The following is a 10,768-nucleotide window of genomic DNA, read 5'->3' on the forward strand; positions in this document are numbered from 1 at the left end:
CTCCACCGCGGACACCGTCAGCGCGGGCACCGTCGGCGCGGACGCCTCCACCGCGGACACCGTCAGCGCGGGCACCGCCGGCGCGGACGCCTCCACCGCGGACACCGTCAGCGCGGGCACCGCCGGCGCGGACGCCTCCACCGCGGACACCGTCAGCGCGGGCACCGCCGGCACGGGCACCGCCGCCGCGGACACCGCTGGCACGGACAGCGCCGCCGCGGACACCGCCGACACGGACCGCGACGAATCCGCTCCGGACGGGTCGACTCCCGACGGCTCTCCTCCCGACGGATCAGCCGCGCCCGACGGATCAACCGCGGCCCCGTCCCCCTCCACCGACCCGGAAAGCAGGGCCGCGTGCTCGCTCTCCGTCTAGCCCGCGGCGCACACCCCCTCGTCCAGCTGCGCCGCGCGCTGGTCGTCGTCGCCTCGGCGGGCATCGGCTTCCTGCTGCTGTGCACGCTCGGGTACGCGACGGTCCACCCGCACCGCACCGCGGATTCGCTGGTGCGGCTGCTGTGGTGCCTGGTCCCGCTGGCCGCCGTCGTGCAGCTCGCGGTCGCCGTCGCCCGTACCGACCCCAGCACCCGCGCGCGGCCCGGCCTCTCCGCGGCCGGGTACGGTCCGGCCCGGCTGACGCTGCTCTCGGCCGCCTCGACCGCGCTGTCCTGCGTACTCGGCAGCCTGCTCGCCATCCTGCTCTTCGCCGGGCTGCGCGGTGACCTCGGCGGAGCCGGCTTCCGCCGCTTCCACGGCTCGGCGGCCGACCTGCTCGGCGCGGACCGGCCGCTGCCCCTCGCCGGCGCGCTCACCCTGCTCGCCCTGGCGCCGCTGATCGCGGCGGGAACCACCGCGCTCGTACTGCGCCCTCGCGCGAAGCGGCCGACGGCAGCGCGGACGAAGCCCAACCGCTCGAACAACTCGGGGGCCGACGCCCAGCAGCCCGCCCCCACCCACTCGGCAGCCCTCCCCTGGGGGGTGGCACTGATCGGAGCGGGGCTCGCGCTGGAGGCGTACTCGATCCGCGACGCGCCCTCCACGCACGCCGCCCTGCTCCCCCTGCCGGGCAAGCTCCACGACAGTCCGCCGGGTGTCGTCTGCGGCTGGGCGCTGACCGCGCTCGGGCTCGTGCTGGCCGGCCCCGGCCTGACGTACCTCTGCGGGCGGCTGCTGTCCATGGGACGCCCCGGAGCGACCCGCCTGCTGGCCGGCCGCGTCCTCCAGGAGGAAGCGGGCCGGATCGGCCGGCCACTCGGCGTCCTGTGCGCCGTCGCCTCCGGCGGGTACGCGGCGGCCGAGCTCTACGGCACCGTCCTGGACAGATCCGCACTCTCCCCCGGCGGCCCCGCGGGAATCGGCGACAGCCCCTTCGGTCCCCTCACCGGCCTCGCCGCCGCCCTCATCATGGCCTGCGCCACCGCCGCCGCACTCACGGCCGCTCAGGAGGTCAAGAGCGCGCGTACACCGATCAACGGGGCCCTGGTACGTCTCGGGGCCCCGGCCGTCGTCCTGCGCCGCGCGGCGGCCCTCCGAGCGGCCGTCCTGCTGCTCGTCCTGGCCCCGCTCACCTGGGGCGTCGCTCAGCTGGCCGCGCTGCCGCTGACGCACTGAGCAGCACTGATGCACTGATGCACTGATGCACTGACCAGTGAGGACGGCTGGGCCTGGTCCCCTGCGGCCCGGCCCAGCGTCTGCGGGTCCGGCTCTGGCTCCGAAGGGGGAAGGGAGTCAGGACAGCGGGGGGCTGACCCGGTCGATGCCGGCCAGAATCTGCCGTGTCGCGAGCACGCCATTCTCCAGCAGATCACGTGCGAACTTTCCTGGCTCCTTCTCGTAGAGAGCCCGCCCGCGCTCCGAGGTGAACGCACTCGGCGGCACCACGTCCTGGCCCTCGGGGATGAACTTGAGGACTTCTTCCAGGGCGGCCAGCCCGTATTCGGTCGCCGCGCGGTACTTGCGGCGCTCGGCCTTAGGCGTGTTGAGAAGGCGCAGGCCCGTGTCAGTCGCGATCCGGTAGCTGACCAAGAGAAACTCGCCGGGATCGACGATCAGGGACGGGTTCGAGCCGCCGAAGGCAGGCGGCGGAGGCGGGAGCTCGTCAGTCATCTGGAACGAGAAACTGCGCGCCCGACCGCACTCGGGGCAGACACCCTCGTAGACCGCCACCATCGCGTCGCCACGCTGCTCAAGGTGGTGCTGGCGGTCGAAGCTCACCGCGCCGCACTCGCACGCGTGCAGGTCCATGTAGAGGTGCGCTTCCAGCGATGAACGGGCGATCAACATGGCATGATCATACGTGCTGTTGAGCACGCATGTCCGAGCGTTGCGCTCGGGAGGGGGAGCGACGAGTGGACCGTGCGGTCGACCCACGGCAGCCCTGGAGCCGTTCGGAAGAACCCCATCGCCCGGGCGAGATCGTGTCCGAAGGCGAGCGGGTACTGCCCGTCGTGCTGGCGTTGCTCCACGGCGACCGAGAACCCTCCATCGAGCTGCGGGAGACGGGCGAGGCGGGCAACAAGCGACGGTACTTCGCGCTCAGAGACGCCCCGGGCAACGAGGAGATCGGGATCTGGCTGGACGCCCTCCCGCTCCCGGACAAGGTCATCGCCCGCACTCTGATCAATACGACCTCGCAGAACTACATCGTCCAGCTCTCCGACCAGCTCCCCTCCCCTGCGGTCGGCCGCGTGCTCGCGTACGAGGTCAGCGAACTCCTCACCGCGCGTCAACGCGCCGCAGAGGGCCTCGCGCCCGTTCACGAGAACCTGCTGCGCCTCGGCGCGGAACTGCCTCAGACCCCGGACCTGTCCGGGGAGGACCGAGGTCGGATCGGAGAGCTGAACTGGCTCGCCGCCGAAATGGGCGGCAGTTCGCTGGACGCACAGTCGCGAGAGCAGTCGCGCGTTGAATTTTCAGCCCTGCTCGAACGGCTCGGGATGCGACCCACCCTCCCCAGCGAGTCCGAGGCGTTCGCGGACGAGGCGGATGCGGCAGGCATCCGTAGACACGTCGCAGGACTTCACCTGACGGCCGAGGCCAACCGCGCTGTCTACGAACTCGCCTTCCCCATCGAAGATTTGTCCCCCGACGACGCCGCCGCCCTCCTCGCCCACCGGCAGGCCGCAGCGCTGACCACGACTCACATCCCCGCCCACATCGGCCACCACACCGACCTCCCGATGCCCGGCTACGACGCCGACGGCGTACCGCTCCTCCGCGAGGACCTGGACCGCGCCGCGACCGCTGCCGCCGAGCGCCGGACGCAGTTGAGCGCCGCCACCGTACGGGAGCTCGCGGCCGAGCAGCAGTGGCAGCCCGGCCGGCCGCCGAGGCGGAAGGTCATCATCGGCGGCGGGGCCAGTCTCAGCGGGCGGGATCCGGACGCACTGCTGATCGACGCCCGTGGCCGGTGGCATGTGGACCCGGGCATGGGCATCGTGCAGTCAGCGGACCAGGTGCGGGATCTGTACGGGACGGGGGTCGGCGACGCCCACCAGTTCGCCGGCCCGACGGACCGGGTGCCCGCCAAGGCCGTACAGCTGTGGGAGGACGAACTCGCCGTGCGTGGCCGCGTGGTGGACGGACACGCGCAACTGGTCGTCGGCAGGAACGGCAAGCTGCTGGCCCGGGTACAGCCGAGTGCGGGCGAAGACCCCTTCTCCGTCGAGGTGATCGGGACCCCGACCATCGCGACGGGCCTGACTCCCGAGATGGTCCCCGGTGCGGCCCGTGGCGCGGAGAACAGCTTGCGGGCCGCGGTCCGGAAGCTGGAGACGCACGTGGCGGGCCTGGAGGGGGACGGCAGCATGGACGCCGCGGCCGGACAGTCCGTACGCACCGGCCTGACCGAGGCGGTGCGCGGCGGTGCCGGAGCGCGGGAGATCCTCAGGCTCCTCGACGAGGCCGGAATCAAGGACACGCTGGGCGCCGAGAAGGAGAACAAGCCCGTCTTTCAGACCCTGGAGGCGACCCGGCTGTGGGAGGAGGCCAGGGAACAGGCCCCGGGCCGGGCGTTGATGGGCGATGAGGTCGCCGACGGCCGCTTCGACCCCACGGCGGCCCAGCACTGGATGATCGCCGGAGCGGGCGGCACCGGGGTCGCCAATGCCGAGATCATCCTCCAGTCCAATCCGGACGCGCAGGTCACCATCGTCGGCAGAGAGCCGCCGCCGGCCCTGCGGCACCAGGTGCAATTCGACGCCATGCGGCAGCGGCACGAGACCGCCTTCGGCGGAGACGGCCGGCTCTCGTTCGTCCGCGCGGAGCTGGAAGCGGTGCAGACCGTGGTCGGCCCCGACGGGCGCACCCGCTTCCAGGTGCAGGGGGCAGACGGCGAGATCGAGTCGGACGGTTATGTCGCCAACCTGGGTCGTACGTCCCCGCTTCCCCAGGTGACGGAGCAACTGGACTCCTGGACGCGGGGCAAGGCGGGTGAGGTGAGCGGCGACCTGCTCTTCGACGAGAGCGACCAGTTTCTGGGCTACGGGCTGACCTTCGAGGCCGAGGGGCGCGATCATCGGGTCGAGGTGACGGGCGCCGCGTCGTGGCAGTTGCCGACCGATGCCTTCGACCCGGCCACGACGCGCGCGCTCCTCGCGATGGGCGGCAGGCAGATACCCGCCGAGAGCGGCAACGCCGCTCCGGGCTTCGAGCCCACCGCCCGGCAGTCCGCCGCACTGGCACGCGCCAGGGAGGAAGGCCCCGTGCACCGACTGAACAGCGTGCCGGAGCGGTGGCAGCGGCCTGGGACGGGGCTTGGGACGGCGACGGGGATGGATGAGCCGAAATCCGCGGAGGCCGCGGCAGCTCCGGCCGTGGCGACTCCCGGAGCGGTGCCGACCGGAACCGTACCGACAGGAGCAGCGCCGGCCGGAACAGTGCCGACCGAAGTGGCGACCCCCAAAGCGACGCTTCCCGAAGCGGCAGCAGCCCCGGCACCCGCCAACGCGCCGGCGCCGACCGCCATCCCCGCTCCCCCGCCCCGCGTGCCGAAACCCCCCACCCCGCGCCGGGGGCCGGGCAGCGCGGCCGAGTCGGTCGCGGCTCCTCCCCCGGCCCCGCCACAGCCGCCAGGGCCTGGGCCGGGGTTCGGCGTCTAGACCGTCTTCAGGGCCCAGGGGCGCTGCCGCGCGAGGCAGCCGCCGGGGCCGCGGCGCTGCAGACGACGAACGCACCGCCGGCCCCCGAGACCCACAAGAGCCTCGCCGACTTCGCCCACCGACGCCCTCGTCACAACTCGCCCCTCAACACCACGACTTCCTCCGCCGCGAAGGCCACCCCCACCCGCGCCCCCTCCTCCGGCACATCCCGCAGCGCGCACGCCGCCTCCAACTGCGGCCCGTCCCCCGGCCGCGCCCCGTCCCCCGGCGCCTCCGGCCGCAGCAGAACAGAGACATGGTCGCCACGGAAGGTCCGGGCCAGCACCGTGCAGGGCAGCCCGTCCGGGACCGGGGCCAGCCGGACGCCGGCCGGCCGTACCAGCAGGCGGCAGGGGCCCTGGGCCGAACCGGCCGGGACCGGGACCTTGCCCCAAGGTGTGTCGGCGGCCTCCCCGTGCACCGTCGCCGCGACCACGTTGTCGAAGCCGAGGAAGCGGGCCACGAACTCCGAGGCCGGGCGCTGCCAGACCTCCAGCGGGGTGCCGGCCTGGGCGATCTTCCCGTCCCGCATGACCACGACCCGGTCGGCCAGGGCGAAGGCCTCTCCCTGGTCGTGGGTGACCGCGAGCACCGTGGTCCCCAACCGGGCGAACAGCTGCCGCAGTTCGATGACGAGCCGCTCCCGCAGACTCCGGTCCAGTTGCCCCAGCGGCTCGTCGAGCATCAGCAGTCGCGGCTGCGGAGCCAGCGCGCGGGCCAGCGCGACGCGTTGCTGCTCGCCGCCGGACAGCGCGGCGATGGCGCGGCGCTCCGCGCCCGGCAGACCGACGAGGTCGAGCAGCTCGGCGACCGTACGATCCGACTCGGCGCGGCCGACCCTGCGCATCCGCAGCCCGAAGGCGACATTGCGGCCCACGTCCCGCTGCGGAAAGAGCTGATGGTCCTGGAACATCAGGCCCAGCCCGCGCCGGTGCACGGGCACCCCGGACTGGTCGCGCCCCGAGAGCAGCACCCGCCCCGCGTCGGCCCGCCGCAGCCCGGCGACGACGCGCAGCAGCGTCGACTTGCCGCTGCCGCTGGGCCCCAGCACGCACACCGTCTCGTGTTCGGCGACCTCCAGGTCCACCGCGTCCAGCGCCGTCCGCTCGCCGAAGCGGACACTCACGGCGTCGAGCCGCAGCAAGGGTTCCGGCGCGGACACAGGGGTCGCCGCGGACACGGGGGTCGGGGCGGACACAGGGGTCGGGGCGGCCGTCGGCGACGGCTTCGGCCGCGAGTCCGGTGATGTCCGCGACGGCTTCGGTGATACTTGCGAGGACTTCGGCAGGGGCATCTCAGAACTCTCCCGAACGGTCGGTGCGAATGCGCTCCAGCGCCAGCAGCGCCCCCGCGCACACCAGCATCAAGATGGTGCTCAGGGCCATCGCCTGCCCGTAGTTCAGCTCGCCGGCCCGGCCGAGCAGCCGGGCCACCGCGACCGGCAGGGTCGGGGTGTCGGGGCGGGCGATGAACACCGTCGCCCCGAATTCGCCCAGCGAGACCGCGAAGGCGAAGCCGGCCGCGATCAGCAGGGCGCGCCACACCATCGGCAGGTCCACTTCGCGCCAGGCGCGCAGCGGGGAGGCGCCGAGCACCGCCGCGGCCTCCCGCAGCCGCCCGTCCACCGCCCGCAACACGGGCAGCATGGTCCGTACGACGAACGGCACCCCCACCAGCGCCTGCGCCAACGGCACCAGGAACCAGGAAGTGCGCAGGTCGAGCGGCGGCTCGTCCAGCGTGATCAGGAAGCCGAAGCCGACGGTGACCGCGGAGACGCCCAGCGGCAGCATCAGCAGCGCGTCGAATCCGCGGACCAGCCGCCCTGCCCGCCGGGTCAGCGCGGCTGCCGCGAGCCCGCCCACCACCAGGGCGATGAGGGTCGCCGCCGCCCCGTACGCGAGGGAGTTCCCGATCGCCTGGAGCGGGGCCACGACGAAGGTGCCGCCGTTGTCCGCCGCCGACCGCAAGGACCGGTAGAAGCCGAGCCCGTAGCCGTCGGGGCCGGCGAAAGAACGTTCCACCAGAACGCCCAGCGGCACCAGGATCAGCAGCGCGATCACCGCCAGCACTCCGCCCAGCAGCGCCCACTGGCCGGGCCCCTGCGGCCGGCGCGAGGTCTGCGCCGGGTCCACCAGCGTCAGCGCGCTCTCCCTGCGCCGTACGGTCCGGGCGTGCAGCGCCAGGATCGCGCCCACCGCGGCGAACTGGACCAGCGTGAGCACGGCGGCCGTCGGCAGGTCCAGGAACTGCGCGGTCTGCTGGTAGATCTCCACTTCCAGCGTGGAGTAGCGCGGCCCGCCCAGGATCTGGACGACGCCGAACGAGGTGAAGGTGAAGAGGAAGACCATCAGCGCGGCGGCGGCCACCGCGGGCCCCAGCGCGGGCAGCGTCACCCGCCGCCAGGCCGCGAATCTGCCCGCGCCCAGGACTCTCGCGGCCTCCTCCTGGCGCGGGTCGAGCTGCGCCCAGAGCCCGCCGACGGTGCGCACGACCACGGCGTAGTTGAAGAAGACGTGCGCGAGCAGGATCGCCCAGACGCTGGTGTCGAGCCGCACGCCCCACAGCTCGTCCAGCAGTCCGCCGCGCCCCAGTACGGCGAGGAACGCCGAGCCGACGACGACGGTGGGCAGCACGAACGGGACCAGCACGACGGCCCGCAGCAGTTGTTTGCCGGGGAAGTCGAGCCGGGCGAAGGCGTACGCCCCCGGGAGCGCGATCGCCAGCGTCAGCCCGGTCGAGGCGACGGCCTGCCAGAGGGTGAACCACAAAACGTCCAGGATGTCCGGGTCGGCCAGCACCGCGGCGATCCGGCCGAGGCGCCAGTGCCCGCCGTCGCGCAGCCCGCGGCCGACGATGGCGGCCACCGGGTAGGCGAAGAAGACGCCGAAGAACACGAGCGGGACGACCATCAGGAGCGGCCGCGAACCGATCCGCGAGCCGACGATCCGCACGCCCCTCCGCACGCGTCCCCGCACGCCTTCGCGCCCCCCGGCACGCGCCCGCGCGGACGGGGCCCGCCCGGCCGCCGCCTCCCCGGAGGGCGGGACCTCGCCGGGCGGCGCTCCGTCCTGCGGGGACGCGTCCCCGGAGCCCGTTACTTCAGGACGAGCGAGGACCATGTCTTGACCCACTGCTCACGGTTCTCGGTGATCTTCGCGGGCGCCAGCGTCCGCGGGTCGTCGATCTCCGCCCCGTACTTGGTGAACAGCGCGGGCAGCTTCGCGTCCTGGCGCGCCGGGTTCACGAACATCTTCAGCGGCACGTCCTCCTGGAAGTCCTTGCTCAGCAGGAAGTCCAGCAGGGCCTTGCCGCCCTTCTCGTTCTTCGCGCCGTCCAGCAGCCCGGCGAACTCGATCTGGCGGAAGCAGGTGCCGGTCGCGACGCCGGTCGGCCCCTTGGCGGGCTGCGGCTCGACGCCCATCACCTCGGCGGGCGGGCTGGAGGCGTACGAGACGACGAGCGGCTTGTCGCCCTTGCCCTTGCCGCCGCCGGCCCCGGAGAAGCGGTCGTTGTACGCCTGCTCCCAGCCGTCGACCACCTCGACGCCATTGGCCTTGAGCTTCTTCCAGTACGCCTGCCAGCCGTGGTCCCCGTACCGCGCCGCGGTGCCGAGCAGGAAGGCCAGGCCGGGCGACGAGGTCGCGGCGTTCTCGGTGACCAGGAGGTTCTTGTACGCGGGCTTGACCAGGTCGGCGAAGCTGCTCGGCGGCGCCAGCTTCTTGTCGGCGAAGTACTTCCGGTCGTAGTTGACGCAGATGTCGCCGCTGTCCACCGGGGTCGCCCGGTGCCGCTTCGCGTCCAGCTGAAGCGCCTTGGGGACCTGGTCCAGGCCCTTGGCCTCGTACGACGTGAAGAGCCCCTGGTCGAGCGCGCGGGACAGCAGGGTGTTGTCGACGCCGAAGAAGACGTCGCCGCGGGGGTTGCCCTTGGAGAGGATCTCCTGGTTGACCGCCGCGCCCGCGTCGCCGCCGCGCACCACCCGGACCTTGTAGCCGGTCTTCGCGGTGAACCGCTTCAGCACGGACTTCGAGACCTGGAAGGAGTCGTGCGAGACCAGCGTGACGGTCTTCGACCTCGACCCGCCGTCCGCGGAGTCGTCCGAGTCGCCGCAAGCGGCCAGCGTCGAAGCTCCCAGCGCGACGGCGACCGCCGCGACGACGGCGCGACGGCGACCGGTTCTGCCGGTTGAGATGGTGGTGCTCATTGGTGGTGCCTCCCGGAATGCGGGCAGGGCACGACAGCAAGAGGTGATGACCGAACTCCCTACGCCGGTATGACCCGGTTCAGGTTCGAGGGTCTGCGGCAGCCCCGGTTTCCCGGTCCACCGCACTCTCAGCGCTGTGCGCTCCCCTGTCGGAGTTTTCTTTTGTACGAATCTACGATCTCTACGCCACGATAGCAGCGCGCGGCGACCCGCCACAGGTCAGCCCGGCCGGTCCCGACCAGGCACAGTCCGGCTCAGCCCGCTTCCACCGCTTCCACCGCGTCCACTGCCGCTGGCTCCGCCGCCGGCCCCTCGGAAGCCGCCAGCTGCCCGCAGGCGCCGTCGATCTCCTGGCCGCGGGTGTCCCGTACGGTCACGGGCACCCCGTGCAGCTCCAGCGCGCGCACGAACGCCCGCTCGTCCTCCGGGCGGGAGGCGGTCCACTTGGACCCCGGCGTCGGGTTCAGCGGGATCAGGTTGACGTGCACCGGGTGCCCCTTGAGCAGCCGGCCGAGCAGGTCCGCGCGCCACGCCTGGTCGTTGATGTCCTTGATCAGCGCGTACTCGATGGAGATCCGGCGGCCGGACACCTCGGAGTAGTGCCACGCGGCGTCGAGCACCTCGCGCACGTTCCACCGGGTGTTGACCGGCACCAGCGTGTCGCGCAGCTCGTCGTCGGGCGCGTGCAGCGAGACCGCGAGCCGGCACTTGAAGCCCTCGTCCGCGAACCGCAGCATCGCCGGGACCAGCCCGACGGTGGACACGGTGATGCCGCGCTGCGAGAGGCCCAGCCCGTCCGGCTCCGGGTCGGTGAGCCTCCGGATCGCGCCGACGACCCGGTTGTAGTTGGCCAGCGGCTCGCCCATCCCCATGAAGACGATGTTCGAAAGCCGCGCCGGCCCGCCCGGGATCTCGCCGTCACGCAGCGACTTCATCCCGGCCACGATCTGGTGCACGATCTCGCCGGTCGACAGATTCCGGTCGAGACCGGCCTGACCGGTGGCACAGAACGGGCAGTTCATCCCGCAGCCCGCCTGCGACGAGATGCACATCGTGACCCGGTCCGGGTAGCGCATCAGCACGGACTCGACCAGCGTCCCGTCGAACAGCTTCCACAGCGTCTTGCGCGTCAGGTCGTCATCGCAGGACACGTGCTTCAGCACGGTCATCAGCTCGGGCAGCATCCCCGCGGCGAGCTTCTCGCGGGAAGCCGCGGGAATGTCGCTCCAGGTGGCCGGGTCGTCGTCATAGCGCGCGAAGTAGTGCTGCGAGAGCTGCTTGGCGCGGAACGGCTTCTCCCCCAGCTCGGCGACCGCCTCCCGGCGCTCGGCAGGGGTCATGTCGGCGAGGTGCCGCGGGGGCTTCTTGGCCCCACGCGGCACGGCAAAGGTCAGTTCTCCGGGTACAGGCATGGTTCACCCAGTGT

At 72.6% G+C, this 10,768-nt stretch carries 7 protein-coding genes, 1 pseudogene and 1 riboswitch; of the genes and pseudogenes, 3 read left to right on the forward strand and 5 right to left on the reverse strand.

The features are described from left to right. Together QMK28_RS17325 and QMK28_RS17330 are read left to right on the forward strand one after the other, a co-directional pair. Positions 1-376 (forward strand): annotated as a pseudogene (locus QMK28_RS17325) (hypothetical protein); the annotation flags it as partial. Further along, positions 358-1,611, forward strand: a complete 1,254-nt coding sequence (locus QMK28_RS17330; protein ID WP_326438866.1) for a hypothetical protein — start codon at positions 358-360, stop codon at positions 1,609-1,611. The pseudogene QMK28_RS17325 and the gene QMK28_RS17330, both read left to right, overlap by 19 nt. 117 nt (positions 1,612-1,728) lie before the next feature. Here QMK28_RS17330 and QMK28_RS17335 read toward each other — a convergent pair whose 3' ends face one another. Next, positions 1,729-2,283 (reverse strand): hypothetical protein, encoded by a 555-nt coding sequence (locus QMK28_RS17335; RefSeq protein WP_326438868.1) that lies wholly within the window; start codon positions 2,281-2,283, stop codon positions 1,729-1,731. Between the two features lie 134 nt (positions 2,284-2,417). Between QMK28_RS17335 and QMK28_RS17340 the strand changes: the two genes are divergently transcribed. Continuing rightward, complete coding sequence (locus QMK28_RS17340) at positions 2,418-5,099, forward strand: hypothetical protein (protein ID WP_326438870.1); 2,682 nt, start codon at positions 2,418-2,420, stop codon at positions 5,097-5,099. 130 nt (positions 5,100-5,229) lie between these two features. Here the strand turns inward: QMK28_RS17340 and QMK28_RS17345 are convergent, their stop codons facing one another. The 4 genes from QMK28_RS17345 to rlmN all read right to left on the reverse strand — a co-directional run bounded on the left by QMK28_RS17345 (position 5,230) and on the right by rlmN (position 10,754). Further along, complete coding sequence (locus tag QMK28_RS17345; RefSeq protein ID WP_326438872.1) at positions 5,230-6,300, reverse strand: ABC transporter ATP-binding protein; 1,071 nt, start codon at positions 6,298-6,300, stop codon at positions 5,230-5,232. A 133-nt stretch (positions 6,301-6,433) separates the two neighbouring features. After that, positions 6,434-8,047, reverse strand: a complete 1,614-nt coding sequence (locus tag QMK28_RS17350) for an ABC transporter permease (RefSeq protein WP_326438949.1) — start codon at positions 8,045-8,047, stop codon at positions 6,434-6,436. A gap of 185 nt (positions 8,048-8,232) precedes the next feature. Continuing rightward, on the reverse strand, positions 8,233-9,342 hold the full coding sequence (locus QMK28_RS17355) for a thiamine ABC transporter substrate-binding protein (RefSeq protein ID WP_326438874.1): 1,110 nt from the start codon (positions 9,340-9,342) through the stop codon (positions 8,233-8,235). A 38-nt stretch (positions 9,343-9,380) separates the two neighbouring features. After that, positions 9,381-9,500, reverse strand: a riboswitch (TPP riboswitch). Positions 9,501-9,596: 96 nt separating this feature from the next. Beyond that, the gene (rlmN, locus tag QMK28_RS17360; protein ID WP_326438876.1) at positions 9,597-10,754 is read right to left on the reverse strand and encodes a 23S rRNA (adenine(2503)-C(2))-methyltransferase RlmN; all 1,158 of its coding nucleotides are present in this window, start codon (positions 10,752-10,754) and stop codon (positions 9,597-9,599) included. Between the last annotated feature and the right edge of the window lie 14 nt (positions 10,755-10,768).

The organism is Streptomyces sp. H27-D2 (assembly GCF_035828615.1).
Classification (GTDB): Bacteria; Actinomycetota; Actinomycetes; order Streptomycetales; family Streptomycetaceae; genus Streptomyces.

Excerpts from the sequence above, each read along its gene's own strand:
- QMK28_RS17355 (WP_326438874.1), bottom strand. The coding sequence starts at position 9,342 with ATGAGCACCACCATCTCAACCGGCAGAACCGGTCGCCGTCGCGCCGTC.
- rlmN (WP_326438876.1), bottom strand. The coding sequence starts at position 10,754 with ATGCCTGTACCCGGAGAACTGACCTTTGCCGTGCCGCGTGGGGCCAAG.
- QMK28_RS17350 (WP_326438949.1), bottom strand. The coding sequence starts at position 8,047 with ATGGTCGTCCCGCTCGTGTTCTTCGGCGTCTTCTTCGCCTACCCGGTG.
- QMK28_RS17335 (WP_326438868.1), bottom strand. The coding sequence starts at position 2,283 with ATGTTGATCGCCCGTTCATCGCTGGAAGCGCACCTCTACATGGACCTG.